24 protein-coding genes and 2 tRNA genes are annotated in these 22,727 nt (G+C 36.7%); 14 read left to right on the plus strand and 12 right to left on the minus strand.

All coding sequences use genetic code 11. From position 1 onward, the window contains the following. Positions 1-28 precede the first annotated feature (28 nt). The 8 genes from ybiA to F3H00_RS08895 all read right to left on the minus strand — a co-directional run bounded on the left by ybiA (position 29) and on the right by F3H00_RS08895 (position 7,995). Positions 29-889, minus strand: a complete 861-nt coding sequence (gene ybiA, locus F3H00_RS08860) for a riboflavin biosynthesis intermediates N-glycosidase (protein ID WP_149703817.1) — start codon at positions 887-889, stop codon at positions 29-31. 31 nt (positions 890-920) lie between these two features. Beyond that, positions 921-2,060: a dihydropteroate synthase gene (folP, locus tag F3H00_RS08865; RefSeq protein ID WP_148799917.1), complete on the minus strand. Its 1,140-nt coding sequence runs from the start codon at positions 2,058-2,060 to the stop codon at positions 921-923. Then, a complete protein-coding gene (locus F3H00_RS08870) occupies positions 2,057-2,677 on the minus strand; it encodes a DNA polymerase III subunit delta' (protein WP_148799919.1) in 621 nt (206 codons plus the stop codon). Before F3H00_RS08870 ends, folP begins: the two co-directional genes overlap by 4 nt. Continuing rightward, positions 2,678-3,220, minus strand: a complete 543-nt coding sequence (locus F3H00_RS08875) for a HobA family DNA replication regulator (RefSeq protein WP_087583908.1) — start codon at positions 3,218-3,220, stop codon at positions 2,678-2,680. Then, complete coding sequence (locus F3H00_RS08880; protein ID WP_021091541.1) at positions 3,220-4,422, minus strand: aspartate kinase; 1,203 nt, start codon at positions 4,420-4,422, stop codon at positions 3,220-3,222. Before F3H00_RS08880 ends, F3H00_RS08875 begins: the two co-directional genes overlap by 1 nt. Further along, entirely contained in the window at positions 4,422-4,886 is a 465-nt protein-coding gene (locus F3H00_RS08885) for an RNA pyrophosphohydrolase (protein WP_021091471.1), read from the minus strand. The genes F3H00_RS08880 and F3H00_RS08885 overlap by 1 nt, the downstream gene beginning before the upstream one ends. Positions 4,887-4,949: 63 nt before the next feature. Beyond that, positions 4,950-6,047 carry a PepSY-associated TM helix domain-containing protein gene (locus F3H00_RS08890; protein WP_148799920.1) on the minus strand — a complete coding sequence of 366 codons (1,098 nt, stop codon included), beginning with the start codon at positions 6,045-6,047 and terminating at the stop codon, positions 4,950-4,952. A gap of 1 nt (position 6,048) precedes the next feature. Continuing rightward, complete coding sequence (locus tag F3H00_RS08895) at positions 6,049-7,995, minus strand: TonB-dependent receptor domain-containing protein (protein ID WP_148799922.1); 1,947 nt, start codon at positions 7,993-7,995, stop codon at positions 6,049-6,051. Positions 7,996-8,101: 106 nt separating this feature from the next. Here F3H00_RS08895 and F3H00_RS08900 point away from each other — a divergent pair, with 106 nt between their 5' ends. From F3H00_RS08900 to F3H00_RS08930, 6 genes are all read left to right on the plus strand, one after another. Next, positions 8,102-8,986, plus strand: coding sequence for an AraC family transcriptional regulator (locus F3H00_RS08900; protein WP_148799924.1), 885 nt, complete (start codon positions 8,102-8,104; stop codon positions 8,984-8,986). Positions 8,987-9,039: 53 nt separating this feature from the next. Next, complete coding sequence (hemW, locus tag F3H00_RS08905; protein ID WP_148799926.1) at positions 9,040-10,086, plus strand: radical SAM family heme chaperone HemW; 1,047 nt, start codon at positions 9,040-9,042, stop codon at positions 10,084-10,086. A gap of 68 nt (positions 10,087-10,154) precedes the next feature. Continuing rightward, positions 10,155-10,553 (plus strand): Sec-independent protein translocase protein TatB, encoded by a 399-nt coding sequence (tatB, locus tag F3H00_RS08915; RefSeq protein ID WP_087577664.1) that lies wholly within the window; start codon positions 10,155-10,157, stop codon positions 10,551-10,553. Next, on the plus strand, positions 10,553-11,311 hold the full coding sequence (gene tatC / locus F3H00_RS08920) for a twin-arginine translocase subunit TatC (protein WP_103625068.1): 759 nt from the start codon (positions 10,553-10,555) through the stop codon (positions 11,309-11,311). The genes tatB and tatC overlap by 1 nt, the downstream gene beginning before the upstream one ends. Next, entirely contained in the window at positions 11,304-12,326 is a 1,023-nt protein-coding gene (queA, locus tag F3H00_RS08925; RefSeq protein WP_103625069.1) for a tRNA preQ1(34) S-adenosylmethionine ribosyltransferase-isomerase QueA, read from the plus strand. The genes tatC and queA overlap by 8 nt, the downstream gene beginning before the upstream one ends. Beyond that, complete coding sequence (locus F3H00_RS08930; protein ID WP_103625070.1) at positions 12,323-13,123, plus strand: hypothetical protein; 801 nt, start codon at positions 12,323-12,325, stop codon at positions 13,121-13,123. The genes queA and F3H00_RS08930 overlap by 4 nt, the downstream gene beginning before the upstream one ends. A 15-nt stretch (positions 13,124-13,138) precedes the next feature. Here F3H00_RS08930 and ruvX read toward each other — a convergent pair whose 3' ends face one another. From ruvX to ilvC, 4 genes are read right to left on the minus strand one after another with little or no spacing between them, the layout of a single operon-like run. Continuing rightward, positions 13,139-13,522: a Holliday junction resolvase RuvX gene (gene ruvX, locus F3H00_RS08935; protein WP_103579911.1), complete on the minus strand. Its 384-nt coding sequence runs from the start codon at positions 13,520-13,522 to the stop codon at positions 13,139-13,141. After that, entirely contained in the window at positions 13,519-14,289 is a 771-nt protein-coding gene (locus F3H00_RS08940) for a DNA-processing protein DprA (protein WP_103625071.1), read from the minus strand. Before F3H00_RS08940 ends, ruvX begins: the two co-directional genes overlap by 4 nt. Next, positions 14,286-15,677, minus strand: coding sequence for a divergent polysaccharide deacetylase family protein (locus F3H00_RS08945; protein ID WP_103625072.1), 1,392 nt, complete (start codon positions 15,675-15,677; stop codon positions 14,286-14,288). The genes F3H00_RS08940 and F3H00_RS08945 overlap by 4 nt, the downstream gene beginning before the upstream one ends. A gap of 3 nt (positions 15,678-15,680) precedes the next feature. Next, positions 15,681-16,703 carry a ketol-acid reductoisomerase gene (gene ilvC / locus F3H00_RS08950; RefSeq protein WP_054196937.1) on the minus strand — a complete coding sequence of 341 codons (1,023 nt, stop codon included), beginning with the start codon at positions 16,701-16,703 and terminating at the stop codon, positions 15,681-15,683. A gap of 142 nt (positions 16,704-16,845) precedes the next feature. Between ilvC and F3H00_RS08955 the strand changes: the two genes are divergently transcribed. The 8 genes from F3H00_RS08955 (at position 16,846) to F3H00_RS08990 (ending at position 22,645) form a co-directional block, all read left to right on the plus strand. Continuing rightward, on the plus strand, positions 16,846-17,664 hold the full coding sequence (locus tag F3H00_RS08955) for an HDOD domain-containing protein (RefSeq protein ID WP_021091523.1): 819 nt from the start codon (positions 16,846-16,848) through the stop codon (positions 17,662-17,664). Continuing rightward, the gene (locus tag F3H00_RS08960; protein ID WP_148799930.1) at positions 17,661-19,580 is read left to right on the plus strand and encodes an RNB domain-containing ribonuclease; all 1,920 of its coding nucleotides are present in this window, start codon (positions 17,661-17,663) and stop codon (positions 19,578-19,580) included. Before F3H00_RS08955 ends, F3H00_RS08960 begins: the two co-directional genes overlap by 4 nt. Continuing rightward, positions 19,573-20,571, plus strand: a complete 999-nt coding sequence (holA, locus tag F3H00_RS08965; protein ID WP_148799932.1) for a DNA polymerase III subunit delta — start codon at positions 19,573-19,575, stop codon at positions 20,569-20,571. Before F3H00_RS08960 ends, holA begins: the two co-directional genes overlap by 8 nt. Positions 20,572-20,648: 77 nt before the next feature. Beyond that, positions 20,649-21,068 (plus strand): 30S ribosomal protein S6, encoded by a 420-nt coding sequence (gene rpsF, locus F3H00_RS08970; protein WP_021091458.1) that lies wholly within the window; start codon positions 20,649-20,651, stop codon positions 21,066-21,068. Positions 21,069-21,081: 13 nt separating this feature from the next. Continuing rightward, the gene (locus tag F3H00_RS08975) at positions 21,082-21,639 is read left to right on the plus strand and encodes a single-stranded DNA-binding protein (protein WP_103600191.1); all 558 of its coding nucleotides are present in this window, start codon (positions 21,082-21,084) and stop codon (positions 21,637-21,639) included. A gap of 15 nt (positions 21,640-21,654) precedes the next feature. Next, positions 21,655-21,915, plus strand: a complete 261-nt coding sequence (rpsR, locus tag F3H00_RS08980; protein ID WP_021091467.1) for a 30S ribosomal protein S18 — start codon at positions 21,655-21,657, stop codon at positions 21,913-21,915. Between the two features lie 565 nt (positions 21,916-22,480). Next, positions 22,481-22,556: transfer RNA gene (locus F3H00_RS08985), tRNA-Lys, on the plus strand. A gap of 13 nt (positions 22,557-22,569) precedes the next feature. Next, positions 22,570-22,645, plus strand: a tRNA-Glu gene (locus tag F3H00_RS08990). The last annotated feature ends 82 nt before the right edge of the window (positions 22,646-22,727 follow it).

The raw sequence follows: 22,727 nt of genomic DNA on the forward strand, positions 1-22,727 counted from the left end.
TTACACCGCATTTTATCTTAAACATACTTTATAAATGATCCAAATTTAGCTCTCTTGCGTCACAAAGATGGACATTTTTATAGACCTTTGCTATCTCATCCCTCACCCTCATCAGCGCAAAGCCAAGTAAATTTTGCCCGCGCCACTTTATAGGATTGTGCGCATTTTGATCCTCAGCGCTCATACCTATGCCCCAAATTTTATCAACAGGGCTTGCCTCAACCAAAATTTTATCCTTTGTCGAAAGCAAAAACTCTCGCAAAGGGGCATTTTGGCTAAATTTTAGATAGCTCGCATTTAGCACGACGCTAAATTTGACCTCGTCCCAGACCTTAACGTCAAAGCCTCGCACCTGCCTACCAAGCGCCTTCATCTGCGCTGGATCTTTGGCAGATAAAATTTGCTCCAAAGCCTCTTTATCGCCAAAGCACTCAGCCTTTTTAGCCATCATATATTGCTCAGCGCAAACGTAATGAACCTCATCTTGCCAAAAGCTATAGGCGTACCACTGACTAAGGCAGCTTGCACTTAAATTTGCACTCTTTTGATGACCCCAAAATAATAGAAATTTACCCACCTTGCCAGCGTTATAGCGCTTTTTAAGCCATTTTAACTCATATCTAGGCTCGCGCTCCCAAAGGTCGGTGACAAAGTCGCCATTTACAAAAAATGTGCTCTCATCAGAGCCCAGCCTCTCATCCCAGTATCCACGCCACGTTGCAGGCTCAGCAAATAGCTGCTGATATTGACGCTGCTCATCTTGGCTGAGTGTTTTTAGCCAGTCATTAAATTTAAACTTATAATCCTCGCCAGCGCCCATCCTCCAGCCGATGGAAAATGGATCCATACTTGGAAATTTGATCCAAGGTGGCGGAAGTAAATTTCTCATCTGGCCTCTTTTATCAAAATTTAGCCTCGTCCTACCAAAGCGTGGCTTGACTCATCGCCTCATGCATATTAAAAAGCTGCTTATGCTCGGCCACGTCGTGTGTACGGATGATATGTGCGCCGTTTTCGAAGGCCTTTAAGTGTAGGTAAAGCGAGCCTGGCAGACGATCTTTGACCTCGCTTGGGTAGTAGTGGTTTATGACTGATTTGCGGCTCGCACCAACTAATAGTGGGCAGTCAAATTTTAAAAAATGTTCCAAATGCTTAATAAGCAGTAAATTTTGTTCAGCCGTCTTGCCAAAGCCAATACCCACATCAAACACTAGCTTTTTGGCGCCAAGCTCTCTAGCCAGGGCTATCTTTTGCTCAAAAAAGTCTGCTATCTCGCCGATTAGGTCGTTATATTTTGGTGCAACCTGCATGGTGGCTGGATTGCCTTGCATATGCATCATGCAAAACTCAGCATCGTATCGCGCCGCAAGCGTGGCAAGTGAGGCGTTTGCCGTGATATCATTTATCATTTTAAAGCCGTGATTTAGGGCAAATTCAAGGCAATAAGGATCAAAGCTATCAAGGCTAAATTTCGCCTTTTCGTGCAAATTTAGCTTGTAAATTTCCTCTACGATATCTTTTATGCGCCTAAATTCCTCTTCGCGACCGCAGTACTGGCTCCCTGGCCTTGAGCTAACGCCGCCAAGATCGATATAGTCTGCACCTGCTTCGATCATGGCTTCGATTTTCGCTATGCCATTTTGCGTATTTATGCGGCTTTGTTCGTTAAAGCTATCTGTATTTATATTTGCAACGCCCATTATAAGAGGCTTTGTTGGCTTTATAAATTTTGTCTCTAAAAAGGCTGCTAAATTTTTAAGTCCAAAGTCTTGCAACTTCTCTTTTTTAGCTAGCTGGCTTAGCTGCGCGTTTGTCGCCATTAGTAAGGCTTTGTTTAGACTCTCACGACCCAAAATCGTATCTTTATGTGTCACAAGCTCAGCTCCAACACTAAGCGCATCTTGCTTTAGGATATTTGCCGCTGGGGTTTTTATCTCATCTATAAATATAAAATTTATCTCGCTCTTTTCATGCATAAGCTTCGCACCAGCAGGGCTTGGCGAGATGGCTTTACAAATTTCATCAAAGTTACTTTTATTATTTATCTTATAAAATTTCAACGTCGTCCTTTTTGAAATATAGTAAGCAGCAGTGGCGTTAGTACGGCGTGAGACTTGGCATTTAGATCAGCTAGCTTAATAAGTGAGAAAAAATAATCCATCTCATCGCCGCTAAATTTATACCCACTATCAACCGCCTTTGTCACGATAACGCCAACAAGTTCTTTTAGCTCGTTTTTGCCAAATTTCTGAGCTTGCTCGTCTGCGATCTTTTGATCGATAAAGCTTGTTAGCTCTTTTAGACTAAGAGCTTTTAAATTTAGATCAAGAGTTATCTTTGGCTTTTTGGTTAGATTATTTTCTATTAGCATTCTTGATCTAATCGTTGGTAGAAGTAAATTTTTACTCTGCGTTACTATTATAAATTTGATATTTCTTGGAGGCTCTTCTATGATCTTTAAAAGTGCGTTTTGAGCCTCTGTCCTAAAAGAATTAGCATGTATTACTAAAATTTTTTCATCTTTTTCGGCAATGTATGCTTCTGCGATGACCTCTTTTGCATTTTCTAGCAAAAAATCATCGCTTATAAAAAATCTTAGATTATTTGTGCCAAACTCGCTTTCAAGCTTGGCTTTTAAACTTTCAAAATCGCTTGTAACGACGATTTTATTAAGCATTTAGAGTATCACCTTAGCAAAGAGCGCCGCATCGATGCTTTTATCAAAAATTTTGCAAAGGCTTATTAGTTTAATGTCTAAATTTTCATCGCTTGAGCTAAGAGTAAAGCTATTTTGTGCTTGCTCGTCAAATAGCCACATATAGCTATCCTCATCGCTTTTGGCCAAATTTGCATATCTATCAAGGCTCTTTCCGATATAAAAAAACAAGTATCCATTTGGAAAAGCAAGACTTAGCATATCTTTTAGTAGCTGCTTTTGCTCATTGGTCTCTATCTCATCAAGCGATGGATAGAGCGATCTTAGGCTAAAAAAAGGCAAAAATGGCCTGATGCTTTTTGAATGGTTCATCTTTTTTAAAAGATAAGTTTCAAACCATCTTCGCTCTTCATCACTTATAGTTATAAAAGCCCTTCCTTCAAGTAAAAATTTAAGCCTAGAGGCTAGTAAAGGCGTCCATTCGACACGCCTTTCCTCCATCCAGCTCATCAAAGGGCCTTCGTCCCTAATAGCCTTTAACGTCCACTGAATAAAATCTTGCATTATTTATCTAGCTTATAAGCATCATGAAGTACGCGAACTGCTAGTTCACCATATTTTTGATCAACGATCATTGAAATTTTTATCTCACTTGTTGAGATCATTTGGATATTTATACCCTCTTTTGCAAGCGTTTCAAATGCTAAACATGCTACACCGCTATGGCTCTTCATGCCGACACCAATAACTGAAACTTTCACAATCGCATCATCAAATTCTATATGTTTTGCAGCTGAGAGCTTTTGCATAGTCTCTTTTGCTAGTTCAAGCTCATTTTGTGGCACTGTAAAGCCTAAATTTGTAGTACCGTCATGTCCTACGTTTTGGATTATCATATCTACGTTTATATTTTCATGAGCTAAAGCTGTAAAAATTTCTGCTGCAATGCCAGGCTTATCAACTACGCCTCTTAGTGTTACTCTTGCTTGATTTTTATCTAGTGCTATTCCGCTTACTAAAACTGCTTCCATATTGTCATCTTCCTTTGCTATTAATGTACCTTCATTGTGATTAAAGCTACTTCTTGTAATGAGTTTTACATTTAGTTTTTTTGCCAGCTCGACTGAGCGATTTTGCAGTACCTTTGCGCCAGCAGAAGCGAGCTCTAGCATCTCATCATAGCTTATCTTCTCAAGTTTTTTTGCCTTTTTTTCTATCCTTGGATCAGTCGTATAAACGCCATCAACATCGGTAAAAATTTCGCATAGATCAGCATCAAGCGCCCCTGCTAATGCAACTGCGCTAAGATCACTGCCACCTCTACCAAGGGTTGTGATATTGCCTTTTTCATCTATACCTTGAAAGCCAGCCACAACTACGATTTTGCCAGCTTTTAGCTCGGCTTTTAGCCTAGCAGTCTCTATCCTCTCGATCCTTGCTTTTGTATGAATATCATCAGTAATAATGCCTGCCATCGCACCTGTCATACCCACACATGCATAGCCTTTTGCATTAAGTGCGATCGTTAAAAGCGCGGTCGTTACTTGCTCTCCAGAGCTTAAAAGCATATCAGTGGCAACGCCATCTGGGTGTTTTGAAAAATACTCACTATATTCAACCAATTGATTTGTAACTCCGCTCATCGCAGAAACTACCACAACTACGTCTGCACCGCTATTTTTTGTCTCAATGACTCTATTTGCCACAGCTTCGATGCGTTCAAGTGTTCCTACGCTAGTTCCGCCAAATTTTTGAACGATCAACATCAAAAATATCCTTTCTCTTTAAAATAACTCAAAACCTTTTCATAAATAGGCTTTTTAAAGTGATTTATTCCCTCTAAACTTCTACCAAAATCTACAAATTTATACTCGCTAAACTCTGGATGCTCTGTCTTTAAATTTATGCTGGCACCATTTTTAAGTCTAACCAAAAAATATTTTTGCGTCTGTCCATCAAATGGATAAAATTTCTTTGCCGCGTTTGCTGGAAAGTCGTAGCTTAGCCACTGCGGATACTCATCTAAGATATCGATTTTATCAGTTCCGATCTCTTCTTTAAGCTCCCTTTTTAAGGCCTGCTTTGGACTCTCACCTTCATCTATTCCACCTTGAGGAAACTGCCAAATATCGTCCATATCTACCCTTTTTGCGACTAAAATTTCACATTTAAATGGATACAAGCTAGACAAAATAACAGCTGCCACATTTGGTCTGTATTTTTTTTGCATGATTTTTCCAAAAATTTTATTTGGGATAATAACTAAAAAGAGTTAAGAGATAGATAAATAAGACTACTTTTTACGCCGTTTGTAGTAAATCACACAGCCGCTAAAAAGTAGCACGCCCACTCCACAAGAAGCCATAAAAAAGATAAATTTTCCAGCCTCTCCGAATATATATCCAGCGTGCAAATCAAGCATAAATTTATAAATTTCAAAAGATTTTGGCATGGTGTTTTTTAAAATTTCTCCACTTGCCGTATCGACTACAAGTCTAACGCCATCACTCTCACTAGCACCTTTTGGCAAGTAAAAGATCATAAATTTTACGCCATCTTTATTGAGAATAAAATTTAAAGCGTCAAACTCATTTCCAAATTTTAAAGTAAAAATTTCATAAGCTTTTCGAAGATTTTCTACCTTTTGCTCATCATTTAGACTAAAGCCATTTTTGCTAGTAAAATTTGGCTTTTTAAATACCTTTTGCTCGCCACAAATTTGATTTATAACCTTAGCAAAGCTCTCATAAGAAAAGTATAGACCGCTAACACAGATAATAAGCAAAATGGATCCCAAATAAAGCCCTAAAAATCCATGCAACGAATATAAAAATGCAAATTTCTTTGCCTTTAGATTTAGCTTAAAGGCGCTAATAAATTTGCTTCTAAATCTCCAAAATTGTATAAACGCTCCAGTTAGTAAAATCGCAAGTAGTGCAAGCGTTGAAATCGCCACTATCTCACTTGCAAATTTAGATAAATTTTCATTTTTAAATAGAGCTAGTCCTAGATTTTTATGTAAATTTAAAGCTAGCCCTATAAATTTTTCTACACTATTTTCAGAGACTACCTCGCCCGTATAAGGATCTACGAAAAATGACTTAAACTCGCCACTTTCGCTTGTGCCACTTACCACATAAGCTCTATTTGCCTCGCCTTTTATCTTTATATAACTAAGGTTAAAATTTGGCCAAGTCTTACTAAAGACCTTTAAAATTTCATCTATTTTTAAAGCACTTTTATTAGTTGCCGCGCCTATCTCATCTTTGCTAAAGGCCTCAATTATCTCATCATGGTACGAAATAATCGCTCCACTAATTGAGATTATCAAAAGTGGCAAAGCAAAGATAAGAGCTAAAATTAAGTGAAATTTCCGCCAAATTTTAAACATTTTAAAACTTTAGATTAAAGCCAAGTTCGATCTTTTGCCCATCGGCTATTAAGATATCATATCCGTTTGATCTTGTCGTAAAAAACTCATTAAAGAGATTATAAACGCTTAAGTTTAGGCTGAAATTTTTAGTTACATTGTAGTTTATGCCAAGATCTGCGATAACGTAAGCTCTCATATCATTAGCATAGTTAAAAGAGTTTTTAGTTCTACCATAGTAATTTATCTGTGACCAGAAATTTAGCCATCTATTTAGCTCGTAGTTCGCTCCAAATTTAAATGTATGAAGCGGATAGTTGTTTAAGGTTTTACCAGCTTCTGGTCCATCTTTTTGTTTTGATTTTGTATAAACATAGCTTTGATTTAGTCTAAGAGTATTTGTCACCTGCCACTCATTTGTTAGCTCAACTCCGTAAATTTCAGCCTTGCCGATATTTATACTCTCCCAAATACCATTTGGATAAATTTTGCCTTTGTGTCTGCAAACACTGCCTCTTGAGCAGATAGGGTTATAGCTTAACATATCTTCAAAACTTGTGTAAAAGCCAGTTAAAGACGTTTCAAAACCTTCATTATTATTATAAACGCCACCAAATTCATAACTTACGCTTGTCTCTGGCTTAAGGCTGCTTCTACCAAGCTGTGCTCCGCGTCCTCCAGCAAATGGCAACGCAAGATCTTGTGTGCGTTGCTTGATGTCAGGCGTCGCATAACCTGTGCTAACTCCACCCTTTAAGGCGAAAAAGTCGTTTAAGCTATAGATGCCATAAATTCTTGGTGAAACGTGCGAGCCATAGTGTTCATCGTAGTTATAACGAATACCAGTACTTAAGATAAAGTCTTTTATAAGGCGATAATCATCTTCAGCATAGACCGAATAATCATACCTTTTTACATTCGCAGCGTCCGCTGTGGTTGCCTTTTCATCTAGCTTTTCTTTTTTAGCATTTAGGCCTAAAGTAAAGGCGTTATTATCAGTAAAATATGAGCCTTTTGTATCAAAATTTAGAGTCTTTAGCGTCAAATTTTGTTGTGCTATCTCTTTTATCTTGCCATAAGATAAATAGCTTTGAAGCAAGATATTATCAAGCCTTGCTTCGTGGCTTAAATTTATCACATCGCCCTTTATCCTCTCACTAGCAACTGAGTTAGTGCCAGTTGATAGTGTTTTGCCTTTAGTTCTTTTATATTTCACATCGCTTCTTGCAAGCTCAAGCGTAAGATCATTATTTTCATTTGGCTTCAAAAATAGCTTCGCACCAAAATTTCTATCCTTTTGCTCTCTGTTTGCATAAGAAATTTTATCTTCTGATTTATTTAAATTTTTACCATAAACAGAAACACTTAAAACATCGTCAATTAGTCCAGAGTGTAAATAAAGACTATTGTAAAACTCGCCACTTATATTTTTATTTCTAGCAAATTTATAGCTTGAGCCAAGATTTGCGCCAAATTCATTACTAAACTCATCTGTAATGATATTTATAACTCCGCCTAGCGCGTCACTTCCATAAAGCGAGCTCATAGGTCCACGTATCACTTCGATACGGCTTATCGCACTTGCTGGCGGGATGAAACTATATGAGCCTCCAACGCTTCTAAGGCCTTTATAGGCATTATCACCTGGTACTGGCATGCCATTTACTAAAATTTTAGTAAATCTTGGAGAGAATCCACGTATAGAAATTCCTCGTCTATTTGCCGCTTCGGGAGTCGTTCCAAAAAGACTTGGGATATCCTTTGTCATACTCTCGATATCTTTATGATTTTTCTTTTCTAATGCCTCTTTGGTTATAACGCTAAGCGTAGCTGGTGCGTCTTTGATATTTTGCTCAAATCCTGTCGCACTCACTACTTTAACTTCTGGTAGAACCTTATCTTCATTTGCAAAAAGCGGTAAATTTATAAAAATTGCCGCACAAATAGAAATTTTTAATGCACTTTTCACAAAAACTCCTTATAAAAATTTAATGCACATTTTACTAAAATTAAATAATCGTTATCAATATCATACGTAACGCTAAAGGGATTAAATTTAACGCTTGAGGGATAAAATGATAAATTTAGACAAAAAATATGGAACGAGCAAGATATCTCAAAAGGAAAAACAAGTAAGCGTGGAGTTTTTCAAACAAAGCAGTGGCATCAGCTATCTAAAAAGTGAAATTTTATGTAATGGCAGGATAAAAAGAGATCGGCACAAGTCTAAAAAATACCTATTTTTAATGTTTAATGAGGATAAAAACGATCTTTGCTTTAAGCTTGATAGAAAAGAGTATATTTTAAATAAAGATGAATTTTGTATTGGACTTGTTAATGACGATTTCAAAGGTGTCTTTGAGTATCAAAATAAATTTTATAAGACCAAAACACTGCTTTTTAACGAAAGCTACGCAAATAAGCTTGAGATATTTGCCGGACTTAGATTTGATGATAAATTTGAGCTATTAAAATATAAAAAAGATTTAGCTCAAATTTGCGTTTTAAATGAACTTGATACGACAAATTTATATGAAGGCGCGATGAGGGAAATTTTTACCGAGTCAAAAATTTTAGAGCTTATTTATAAAAGTAAAATACGAAAAGAGAGCGAAATTTCACTTAGCAGTGACGAAGAAAAGACTCTTTTAAAAGCTAAAACGATCTTATTAAGCCGTATGCAAAATCCTCCAAGCATCAAGGAGCTAGCCCATCTTTGTGGCACAAATGACTTTTGGCTAAAGAAAAATTTTAAGCTATTTTTCAAAGATACGATCTATCAGCTCTTAGCAAAAGAGCGCCTAAAGCTGGCTTTTACTCTTTTAGAGCAAAACTATATCAGCATAAAAGAAGCTGCAAATATCGTAGGCTACGCAAATACTGCACATTTTGCAAAAATTTTTAAGATAAATTTTGGCTTTTTGCCAAGCAAACTCTTAAAGACCAAAAGCTACTTTTAAACTGCTATAAATGCCAAATTTCTTATAATCGCCAAAATTTTAAAGAGAGAAATTTGCAAGTTTATATCCATGTGCCATTTTGCGAAAGCAAATGTCCTTACTGTGCTTTTGGCTCAAGTGACGACGAATTTAACAAGGTTAGCGCATATTTTAAGGCACTTTGCTTTGATCTAAATTTTCAGCTACAAAGCCAAAACGTAAAAGAAATCTCAACCATCTTTTTTGGTGGCGGCACACCAAGCGCGGTAAATGCTAAATTTTATGATGAAATTTTTAGCATTTTAACGCCTCTTTGCACGCGAGAAACCGAGATCACACTTGAAGCAAACCCAAACTCAGCAAGTCTTACTTGGCTAAAGCATGTTAAAAATTTAGGCGCAAATCGCATAAGCTTTGGCGCTCAAAGTTTTTTTGAAGATAAGCTAAAATTTCTTGGGCGCATTCACAGCAGGGAGCAAATTTTTAAAGCAGTTGAAAATGCCCAGACAGCTGGCTTTAGCAATATAAATTTAGACCTCATCTACGACACCAAATTTGACACTAAAAAACGCCTTTTGGCTGAAACTGAAAATTTAAAAAGTCTTGCTATCACGCATCTAAGCGCCTACTCGCTCACTCTTGAAGAAAACACCCCATTTGCTGGTAAAAAAAGTTATAAAAAAGATAGCGACAGCCTGGCTAAATTTATGATAGAACAAATTGGGCTTGCTGGCTTTGGGCAGTATGAAATTTCAAATTACGGGCAAATTTGCAAGCACAATCTTGGCTACTGGCAAGGCAAAAACTATCTTGGCGTGGGTGCTTTTAGCGTGGGCTTTGTGGATGGCATCAGATACTACGCCAAAAATAGTGTAGATGCCTACATCTCGCAACCAACTTACAGAGAAAAAGAAATTTTAAACGAGAGTGAGCTAGTAAGAGAGCATATATTTTTAGGGCTTAGAAGCATGGTTGGCGTGGAGGCTGGACGCTTAAGTGAGGCTCAGATAAAAAGAGCAAATTTTCTTGTAGAAAATGAAAAACTGCTCTTTAAAAATGGCAAATTTTACAATCCAAATTTCTTACTAAGCGACGAAATCGCACTCTTTATCGAGGGCTAAATTTATAAAATTTTGAGCAAAGTCAAGATAAAATACAAAGCTTAAATAAAATTTAATAGAGGCAAAAAATGTTTGGAATGAGTTTTTCTGAAATCTTAGTTATCGCCATTATTGCAGTGTTAGTTTTAGGTCCTGACAAGCTGCCAAGCGCGATGGTTCAGATTGCAAAATTTCTAAAAATGTTTAAAAAAGGCATAAACGACGCAAAATCAACATTTGATCAAGAAATGAAGATAGCTGAGCTAAAAGAAGATGCTCAAAAATATAAAGAAAGCATAACTAAAAGTACGCAAAGTGTGCGCAAAAAGCTTACTTTTGAAGAGCTTGACGAGATCAAAAAAAGCGCAAATGATATCACAAACGATATACAAAATGTCGTAAGCGACACCAAAAAAACGGTAGAAAATATACAAAATCCAACAAATTTAGTTAAAGATGCGATCTTAAACGATAAAAAAGAGGCATAATGTTTGAAGAGCTAAGACCCCATTTAATCGAACTTAGAAAGAGACTTTTTATAAGCATAGTAAGCGTTTTTGTCTGCTTTGGCGTCTGCTTTACGTTTTGGAACCCACTGCTTGCATGGATGAGCGAACCACTAAAACAGGTATTGCCAGCTGGCTCAAATATCATATTTACTCAAATTCAAGAGCCATTTTTTACAGCGATGAAAGTTGCATTTTTTGCTGGTGTCGTGATCGCGCTACCTATCATTTTTTGGCAGTTTTGGCTATTTGTCGCACCTGGGCTTTATGACAATGAAAAAAAATATGTGATCCCATTTGTCATCTCAGCTTCATTTATGTTTGCGTGCGGGGCGGCGTTTTGTTACTACGTGGTCATCCCACTTGGCTTTGCATTTTTGGTAAATTTTGGTGGCCAGCTCTTTACGGCATTACCAAGCATTGGCGAGTATGTTGGCTTTTTTGCAAAACTACTAATTGGCTTTGGAATTTCATTTGAGCTACCAGTCATTACATTTTTCTTAGCAAAGATCGGACTTGTCGATGACAAGATGCTAAAAGATTACTTCAGATACGCTGTTGTTATCATCTTTATCTTTGCAGCCATCGTTACACCACCTGATGTAATAAGTCAAGTCTTAATGGCACTGCCACTCATCGGACTTTATGGAATTTCAATAATCGTCGCTAAAAGAGCTAACAAGAGCGACGATGAAGACGAAAAAGAAGAACAAGACAGCGACGTAGCAAGCGATGAGTAATATAAACGACATCTCAAGTTATGATTATTTTTTGCCTGAAGAGCTCATCGCAAAAGAGCCAGTTTTGCCAAAAGAAGAGGCAAGATTGCTTGTCTATTTTAAAAATACAAAAGAGATAAAACACTACAAATTTAAAGATCTCTCCAGCCTCATCCCAGAGGACGCAGCGGTCATTTTTAATAACACAAAAGTTATCAAAGCTCGCATTTTAGGACAAAAAGAAAGCGGTGGGGCTTGCGAAGTAATGCTAAATCAGCCCATAGGCGAAAATAAATTTAGCGTCTATATAAGAGGCAAAGTAAGCGCTGGTAGCATTTTAAATTTTCCTGATAACCTAAAAGTAAATGTGCTTGAGCTAAATGACGATGGCACAAGGGTGGTAAATTTTACGCAAAATGGCGTTTTGCTTGATAATGTTCACCTTTTTAGTGAGCTTGAAAAGATTGGTCACGTCCCGCTTCCGCCATACATTAAAAGAGCTGATACAAAGGATGACGAGAGCTGGTATCAAAGCATATTTGCCAAAAATAGCGGTGCAGTGGCAGCTCCGACAGCTAGCCTTCATATAAGTGAACAAATGTTAGAGCAGATAAAAGCAAAGCATGAAGTCGCCTACATTACGCTTCATGTTGGTGCTGGGACATTTAAAGGTGTGGAGTGCCAAAATATAAATGACCACAAAATGCACTCAGAAATTTACGAGCTAAGCGAGCAAGCTCAAGAGATTATAAATTCTAATAAACCAATCCTTGGCGTTGGCACGACGGTTACTAGATGTGTTGAAGAATTTGCAAGAAGCAAGCAAGCAAGCGGCTTTTGCAAGCTATTTTTAAACCTAAATAATAAGCCTATCAGGCAAAACTACCTTCTTACAAATTTTCATCTACCAAAATCAACTCTAATAATGCTAGTAACCAGCTTTATAGGGCTTGAAGAGACGATGAAAATTTATAAAACGGCAGTTGATGAAAAGTATAGATTTTACTCATACGGCGACGGGATGTTGATAATATGAAAGATAAGCCTATCGATATCATAAACAGAATGGAAATTTTTCTTAGTACCATATACCAAGATGCGCAAGATACTAAAAATTCCATCATTTTTAGCTACGATCCAAGTTATCCAAGGCTTTTAAAATTTGATGCTACAAATTTTATAAAAACACTTGAAAATATTTGCAAATTTTTCCTTTACTCTACCGAATATGCAGACATTTACATTCTCTTTCAGCTTAAAAATTATAGTCCCAAATCTGTACATTTTGACATTAAGATAAAATCTAGCCATAGCGTAATGAGGCCAAGTCATTACTATCTCAGCAAGATAAATGACTATCTAAAAAAAGCAAATGAATCTATGATCTCTCATAATGATGGAGAATTTTTAATATCTTTTAGCGCGGCACTAACGGGCGATAGAGCCATCCAAAGACAAATAAATATCAAAAATCAAACAAATACAAATATCTTAGTTGCTTGCGATGACGATGCTTTGTTTGACACCATTAGTGCTCAGATAAATTTTTTAGATCTAAAAGTTATCGGCAAAAACGACATTGGCAATCTAATGAGACATATAAAAGATTCTATTTTTACCCCATTTGTTATTTTTATCGATAGTAAAATTTTAAAAAATGAAGCGATGTTAGAGGATATACTTGAGTTTAAAAATATTAAGAATTTTCGTATCGTAGCCATTTGCAAAAACGATGAGTCGGCTAACGATCTGCCAAATCATGTCACGGTATTAAAGCAGCCTTTTAGCACAGATAGCTTTCAGCTAGCTTTTAAAAATTCGCTTGAGAAATAGACCGATTTTTACTTTTTAATTTATCCCAAGATATCTTTTTAAAATAATAGTGGCTGAAATGCTATCTAGCCTACCATCTCGTCTTGTATTGGTGTAAATTTCACTAGCTTCGCTGCTGCTAAAGGCCTCATCTTGATAGACAATATTTGCCTTTACATCAAGAAGTGAGACAAAATGCTCGATGCGTCTTCTCATCTCATCTTCGCTACTACCACCGATTGGCACGCCCACCACTAGCGTATCTGGGGCATATTCATTTACCTTTTGGCTCACATCTCTTGCGGCTTGGTTTCTATTTTTTCTAAGCACTGGCTCAAGCGGAGTCACGATCTCGCCAAAACCAAAAGCAAGCCCTATTCGCTTTAGCCCAACATCAATAGCCATAAATTTCTCTCTCATAGCAAGCTCTTTACTCTTAGATTTGAAATTTCAACTAGACCTTCAAGCTCGTACTCATAGATGATATCGCCAAATTTTGCTAAAACTTCATCAAGACTTACACCATTTTTACAAAATTTTAAGATCTCGTCACTAGTTTTTTCTTGCTCTTTTATTTCGCCAAAAAGTGAAGCAAATTTATGATAGTCATCAATAAGCTCGGCTTTTTTATTTGCAAGCAAAAAATTTGTCCCATCGCTTTCGCCCATGCGTTGTGGCAGTACATAAACTGGGATTTTAAGCTCGTTTGCAAGCCTCGCACTTTGCATAGAGCCACTTTTAAGATCAGCTTGCGCGACAACTAGAGCTTCACAAAGCCCCACAACTATGCGGTTTCGCTCCAAAAATCTATAAGCAAGTGGCGGCTCACCTTCATCATACTCACTAAGAGCCAAGGCTTTGGCGTAAATTTCATTTATTGCCACTTTATTTTGGCTTGGATAGATGGTGTCAAGCCCGCTCGCAAAAATGCCAATCGTTCGTGGCATAGCAGCTTTATGAGCTGCGATATCAACGCCGATTGCTCCACCACTTACCACACAGACGTTTGCACTTTTTAGTACTGCGCAAAGTGCTGTGACGCACTCTTTTGTATAAACACTTGCTTTTCTTGAGCCAACAACTGCGATCTTTGGTAAGGATAAAAGCGAAGTATCTCCGATAAAATTTAGCTGTTTTGGTGGATTTTTTAGTCTTTTTAACGGCTCTGGGATAAAGTCGAGTCTCATAAAATATCTTTTAAATAAACCACATCAACATCTTTTAAAAGATTATTTTTACTCTCTTTTATAACCGAGATCGTATTTTTCTTTGGATGCCCGATGGCGATCGCATAGCCTCTTTTTTTAGCCAAATTTACAGCAGCCACAAGCTCACGCCTAACAGCACTAGCCGATGGATCGTCGTCTAAAAATATATCCCTTGAAATGTATGGCTGATTATGTTTTTTTGCAGCTCTTGCTACTGCGGTTTGGGCGATAGTTTTGCTATCAACAAAGACAAAGCCCTGCTCTATCAGCGCCCTATAAGCCTTATCCATAGCGTCAAAATCGCTTGTAAAGCGTGATCCTGTGTGGTTGTTTGTATATTTTGCACGCGGGAAGTCTTTGCGTATCTTTTTTATCTTTTCGTGCATGCTCTCAAAACTCTCGTTGATCGTAAGAGTGCCTATCTCTGGACTATCAAAGTGTTTTGCTTGCATCGGAAGATGTATCATATAAAACTCAAATGTTCTTGCGATATTTGGCGTATCTGGATGAGTCTTTGTCGCTGGAAAAATAGACGGCGTGATTTTTAAGCCAAGCGACTTTATCATACTCGCATGTTCAAATGTCGCCACATCGTCTATTATGATAACGAGCTTTGCACGTCCTTTTATGCTAGCGTTTGGCGTAAAAGGTACCGCTTCAAAGCTATCTTTTTTTATATTTTTTTCTTCGTATTTTATTTTTTCTATCTTTTTGGTAGTTAAATTTTCAGCTTTTTTAGTTGGCTCGACTTTTGTGTTCTCGCTTTTAAATTTCTCTTTTTTTTCTATTTCAGTGCTTTTATTTTGATCGACTTTTACTTCAAAATTTTGAGATTTTAACTCGGTTTTTTGTTCAGTTTTTGAGCTATAAAATGGCTCTATCTTTTGTTCATTTTCTATTACGCTAGGTTCTGTGTTTTTATAACTTGCAAGTAAATTTTTAGTATCGTTTTGCTCTTTTTTTATCTCTTCTTTTTTGGCTTCACTCTTTACTTCAGCTATCTTTTTTTGCTCTTTTGGCTCAACTTTTGAATTTAAAACAAGCTCACTTTTATGCTTAGGATCGGTAAAAATTTTACTTAAATTTTCATCTTCATCAAATTTTAGAGGGTATTTTCTCTTCTCGTATTCTTGTTTTTTTTCTTTGCTAGCAACCTTTGTCTCAGCTTTTTTTAGAATTTGCTTCTCTATCTTTGGCTCATTTGCTTTGCTTATCTGTTCTGCACTATTATTTTTTATACTAAGGGCTACGCTAAGTGCTATTATCAAAATAGCTGCGATAATGCCGATACCAAGATAGGTTTTGTTGTTAGAGCGACCTGCGCTCTTTTTTGTAGGTCGCTTCTTTGTAGTCTTTTTTTCGCTCAAGGCTTAGTTTTTATTTTGATCTATAAGTTTGCCGTTAGTTATCCAAGGCATCATCGCGCGAAGTTTTTTGCCAGTTTGATTTAGCAAGCTTCTCTCAGCTATACCGCGTTCAGCGTTCATTCTAACGTAACCCGCTTTTCTCTCAAGTATGAAGTCTTTTGCAAATTTGCCATTTTGAATTTCTTTTAAAACTTCCTTCATAGCTTTTCTGCTCTCTTCGCCAACTACTCTTACGCCGCTTACGTAGTCGCCGTATTCAGCTGTGTTTGAGATAGAGTAGCGCATATCAGCCATGCCACCTTGATACATTAGATCAACGATTAGTTTTAGCTCGTGCAAGCATTCAAAATAGGCCATCTCAGGCTCATATCCAGCCTCTACAAGCGTATCAAAACCAGCATTTACTAGCGCGCAAAGACCACCACAAAGTACTGCTTGTTCACCAAACAAATCTGTTTCAGTTTCATCTTTAAATGTTGTCTCAATGATGCCGGTTCTGCCGCCGCCTATACCGCAAGCATAGCTTAGAGCGATCTCTTTTGCCTTTCCACTTGCATTTTGCTCAACAGCGATAAGATCAGGTATACCTCCGCCTCTTACGAATTCGCTTCTGACTGTATGTCCTGGAGCTTTTGGAGCGATCATAATGACATCTATATTTGCTGGAGCTTTTATCTGGCCAAAATGAACGTTAAATCCATGTCCAAATGCGATAGCAGCATGATCTTTTAAATTTGGCTCGATCTCATTTTTATAAATTTCAGCTTGAAGCTCATCTGGAGTTAAAATCATAACCACATCAGCGCCCTTTGTAGCTTCGCTTACGGTTTTTACCTCAAAGCCTTTTGCTTCAGCTTTTGCCCAGCTTTTGCCACCTTTTGAAAGGCCAATCACAACGCTTACACCGTTATCTCTTAAATTTTCAGCATGTGCATGACCTTGTGAGCCAAAGCCGATGATTGCTACTTTTTTACTTTGAATAAGGCTTAAATCGCAGTCTTTATCATAATAAACATTTATAGCCATTGTTACTCCTATTATTAAAATTTGGCAAAATTATAACTTTAGCCAGCAAAAATTCGGCTGAAATATATAGAAACTCTTTTTAAGTTTTATGATAATTTATTTTGATAAAATACGCTGAAATTTCAAAAAAAGAGATAACTCAATGAATGAATCAGTTTTTAAAAAAATCAAAGCACTTCCACCATTAGATGACACAGTTATACAAATTCAACGCTTACATGCGGACGAAAATAGCTCAATAAGTGATCTTACAAAAGTGGTCGAAAAGGATCCGATGCTAACAGCAAATATCTTGCGTTCAGCAAACTCTCCACTTTATGGGTTTTCTCAAGAGATCACAACCATCGCAAGAGCTATTTCTCTTTTTGGTATGGCTACTATTCGAGGTTTTGCGCTTTCAAGTACGATTAAAAAGAGCTTTTCTATAAATTTAGAGCCTTATGGCATTACTACACAAGATTTTTTAAATATCTCGATAATACAAAATGCACTGATGTACAATTGGCATTCTAAAGTTAATCCTAAAAGCTTGGAAATTCTCTCTCCAGCTTCATTTATGCTTGAGATTGGCAAGATAGTTCTTGCTCATGAATTAGCCGAAAATAAACAAGACGTCGAATTTAGAGAAAAACTTAAAAATATATCTAGTCCAATCGATCTTGCCCTATTTGAAACAGAAATTTTAGATATGTCAAATGAAGAAGTTACAGCTAAAATTTTTGAACAATGGAACCTTGAGACGGAGCTTAGTAGCTCAATACTCTATTCAAATAATCCAGAAGAGGCACCAGATCATATAAAAGACTATGCAAAAGCCCTAAAGGTGATAAAAACAGCTGTAAATATCTTTAATCAACTTGATGATATAAGCATACAAAATACCCTACCTCTTCTTGACGAATACGGCTTTGGACATGATACGTTTTTAATGGCTGTCGCTAAAGTCAAAGATAATTTGTGAAAGAATTTCTAACCTCACTACTAGTTGGCATCAAGGAAAAAGAAGTTTCAAACGAAGATAAAGAGATTTTACGAAATCTCTTAAATCTTGGTGCCGTAAGCTCCCATAAAGATAAATTTTACCTAAACAATGGCTACGTCTGCGGCAAGCTAGACATCAGTCAAAATGCAACTGGCTTTATCATGCCATTTGACAAACGCTTCAAGCAAGATATCATCGTAGAAAATAAAAATTTAAACAACTCTCACCTTGGCGATATCGTGTTAGCAAAGCTTTTGCCGCTTAAGAAAAAACGCCAAAGCGCTAAAATAGTAATGAGCCTAAAGCTTGCCAATGAGACAAGCGTGGTCTATATAAAACGCTTTGGAGCAGCCATTTTAGGTGTAAATTTAAAAACTGGACTAAGCACTACCTTAAAAGCGACGCAAAAAAGCCTAAAGATGCTCCCACTTGGGACGCTACTTAAGGTAAACAACCTAAATAACGAAATAGTCGAGGTTTTAGGAAATTTAGAAGATCCTCTGAGTGATGAGAAAATTTCGCTTGCTATTTATAATAAAAACGATAAATTTAGCGAGGCTTGCGAGCTTGAAGCAAAGGCTTTTGGCGACGAAGTCGATGCTAGTATGTATCCAAACAGAATTGATCTAAGAAATCTAGAGTTTTGCACGATCGATCCGGTTGACGCCAAAGACTTTGATGACGCCATATATTTTGATGAGAAAAAGCGCGAAATTTACGTTGCTATTGCCGATGTGAGCGAGTACGTGACTGCATATAGTGCCATTGATAGCGAGGCTAAAAAAAGAGGCTTTTCTATCTACTTTCCACACATTTCAGTGCCGATGCTGCCGCGCGCGCTTAGTGAAAATATCTGCTCGCTAAAGCCAAATGTACCGCGCCTTGCATTTTGTTTTAAAATTTCACTTGATGCGAATAATGAGGTAAAAAAAGAGGAGCTTTTTGAGACGATCATCCTTTCAAAAAGGCGCTTTAACTACGACGAGATCGATGAAATTTTAGAGGGCAAGAGAGAGTGTGAAATTTCATGGATCAAGCCACTTTTTAAACTCACCACAAAGCTTCGCAAAAAAAGACTTTTGCATGCATTTGACTTCAGGACAAAAGAGCTTAGAATGAGCCTTGATGACAATGGTCAAATTTTACAAACTAGATTTGAAAGTGACTCTGACTCACACAGGCTAGTCGAGGACTGCATGCTTTTAGCAAATAAAGCTGCCGCAAAGCTCATCACAAAGGGCGTTTTTAGAAACCACGCTTCGCCTGATTTTAAAAAGATAGATACCTTACTTGAAGATTTGCAACTTTTGGGGCTTGACTTTACCTACGAGAGTGACCTTGCAAATTTGATAAGAAAGATCCAAATAAAAGCCGATGAACTGGGCAACCGCGAAGAGATAGATAAACTCATCATCAAGTCTCAAAAAAAAGCTGAGTACTCAAGTGAAAATTTAGGCCACTTTGGGCTTGGATTTGATAGATACACACACTTTACAAGCCCTATTAGACGCTACTCTGACCTTATTTTACATAGGCTCTTAAAGGCTAAAATTTCAAAAGATGACAAGCTTTACAACTTTTTGCTTTTAAACATCCAAAGCACCTGCGCAAATTTAAGCGAGCTTGAAAGAGAGGCCGACAAGGTAGCCTACGACTTTATGGATAGGAAATTCGCACGCTGGGCAGCAACAAACATTGGCAAAGAGGTGCGTTGCTACGTGAGCGAAAACCAAAATGTCTTGGTTGCCAAGCTTGATGATCATTTTGTTGGAGCTAGGATTTTTATAACAGGATACAGCGCAAATTTACTTCAAAAGCTCGTTGTAAAGATCACAGAGGCTGATATCGCGAGCGCTAAAATTTTTGCAAAAGTGGTAAGAAAGATCGATGTATAGAAAAGATTTGGAGCTAAATTTAGCAAATGCAAATTTAAGCAACTACTTCCTGCTTTTTGGAGCAGATGAGTTTCAGATCGAGCTTTTTGGCAAGGAAATTTTGAGCTTTTACTCAAGCGAAGATGCAAATTTATTAAGTCTTTACTTTGACGAGTACAACTACGCGCAAGCAAGCTCTCATCTAAGCGAACAGTCACTTTTTGGTGGTAAAAATATCCTTTATGTAAAAAGTGACAAAAAGATCCCAGCAAAAGAGCTAAAAGAGCTCATCTCGCTTTGCTCAAAAAGCCAGGACAACTACTTTTTGTTTGAGCTTTATGAGGCCGATATGAAACTAGTTTTTGATACGCAAAAGGCTTTTGGGACAAATTTTGCGAGATTTTTTAAGCCATCAACTCCAGATGAAGCGATAAATTTACTAGCCAAAAACTCAGCCAAAATAGGTCTAAACATAACCAAAAACGCACTTTATGAACTTTACTTTACGCATAATGAAAATTTATACCTTGCAGCAAGCGAGCTAACAAAGCTAAAGAGCCTAAACACCCACATCGAACAAGATGATGTAAAAAAGCTGGTTTTTGGACTTGGCGGAATAAATTTTGATGATTTTTTTAACAAATTTATGGCTCTAAAAGACATAAAAAACGACTTTTTTACCTATCTAGAAGATCCAAATTTTAATGAAATTTTACTTCTAAATTCGCTTTACAAAGCATTTTTTAGACTATTTAAAATTTACTCTTATATAAAGATAAATGGCCGATTAAATTTAGATGAGGCAATTGGTTATCAACCGCCTGTAAATGTCGCAAATTTATTAAAAGCAAATAGTCTAAAACTAAATTTAAACGCCTATTTAGAGATATTTAAAACGCTAAATTTAGCCGAGTTAGAGCTAAAAACAAATACAAAAATGGATAAAGAAATTTTTGTATTATCAACCATTTTAAATTTACAATATCTCATATCAACAGCAAATATTAAGTAACTTTAAGCTAAAATCCACCCTTGCTTAAAGCAAAATCCTTGCTCACAAAGTGAGCTAAATATCCATAAGGAGAAGAAATGAAACATTACGAGCTTTTATTTATTCTTAAGCCGACATTAACGGAAGAGGAAGTTAAAGCTAAAGTTGACTTCGTAAAAGAAGTTATAACAAAAAATGGTGGCGAGATCGCTACTGTCGTTGAGATGGGTACTAGAAAACTAGCTTATACCATCAAAAAATACGAGCGTGGAACATACTTTGTTATCTATTACAAAGCACCACCAGCGCTTCTTGCAGAGCTTACGAGAAATGTAAGGATCACTGAAGATATAATAAGATTTTTAAGCGTTAAATATGAAAATAAACGCGAAATCGCAGCTTGGGAAAGACTTTGCAAAGGTATCAAACAAACTATAAAAAAAGAGCCTCGTGAGCCAAGAGCACCGCGTGAGCCAAGAGTTGAAAAAGTAGACGAGCAAACTTTTACAGAAGAATAATCAAGGATCAAAAATGTTCAATAAAGTAGTACTAGTTGGGAATTTAACAAGAGATATCGAGCTAAGATACACTACTAGTGGATCTGCTATAGGAAATTCCGGTATTGCTGTTACTAGAAAATTTAATACTAACGGCGAAAAACGTGAAGAGACATGCTTTATTGACATATCATTCTTTGGCAAATCAGCTGAGATAGCAAATCAATATTTAAGCAAAGGCTCTAAGCTTCTGATTGAAGGAAGATTAAAATTTGATCAATGGACCGACAACAATGGACAAAACCGTTCAAAGCACTCAATCGTAGTTGAAAATATGGAGATGCTTGGCGGAAATAGCGGAGCTAATGGACAAAGTCAAGGTGGATTTAATCAAAATAGTTCGTACTCACAACAACGAAATAATGGTTCAACTAATAGCTATGGCAATGGTGGATATCAAAATTCAGCACCACAAAGACAGCAAATGCAACCACAAAATAAAAAAGTACAAGAAGAGTACTATGAGGAAAAAATCCCTGATATAAACATTGACGCCGATAATTTTGATGGCGACAACGAAATACCGTTTTAATTTAAAGGATAGAAAATGGCAGAAAAAAGAAAATATTCACGCAAATATTGTAAATTTACAGAAGCAAAAATTGATTTTATAGATTATAAAGATACTTCTCTTTTAAAGTATTGTTTATCAGAGAGATTTAAAATAATGCCAAGGCGTTTAACTGGCACATCAAAAAGACATCAAGAAATGGTAGAAAAAGCGATCAAAAGAGCTCGTCATGCAGCTATTATACCTTACATAGTAGATCGCAAAGATGTAGTTTCAAATCCTTTTGATGGACTATAATTATTTAATTTATTAAACCCCTATTAATGGGGTTTAATCCTAATCTTAAATATCCTAGATTTATGTTCTTATAGATTTTTATTTATTGACTGCAGTTTAAAATATTTTTCAAGTACTATCTATAATTTTGGTTTAACTTACACGAGACAATTAGAATTTATTCAGGTGGATATCTCAAATATATGCTGTCTTTAAATAACTCTATAGCATCAATTTATTAGTTCAAAATAATTTATTTAGCCATATATACAATCAATATCGTTGATCTATATTATTCACAATTTTTACCACGAATCACGCATCATCTATCGTATAGCAATAGCTGTCCACATAATACTAAAAGACAAGGTACTTAAATGTAAATAAACTTTATTCAATAAATCCAATATTCATCCATTTGGTGTTCATATATCTTGCAAGTGGTATTTATCATGTATTTTTCAAATCAACTGATACCAAACCAACCTAACCATGCAACAATGTTAACTAAAAACAAATTTTAAGCATCCTTTTCTTGACATGCAATAATGTTTTTTGTATAATCTCATTTCTTTTTTAAACAAATGTCTTGCTAGCTCAGTCGGTAGAGCATCTCACTTTTAATGAGGGGGCCGTTGGTTCGAATCCAACGCAGGACACCATTTTTGGGTTTATGACCCTTTCGTCTAGTGGCTCAGGACTCTACTTTCTCTGTGTAGAAACAGAGGTTCAAATCCTCTAAGGGTCGCCAGATATTTTTTAAATTTTAGGTCGCTTAGCTCAGTTGGTAGAGCGCCACCCTTACAAGGTGGATGTCATAAGTTCGAGTCTTA

This window comes from Campylobacter concisus (assembly GCF_902460845.1).
Classification (GTDB): Bacteria; Campylobacterota; Campylobacteria; order Campylobacterales; family Campylobacteraceae; genus Campylobacter_A; species Campylobacter_A concisus_X.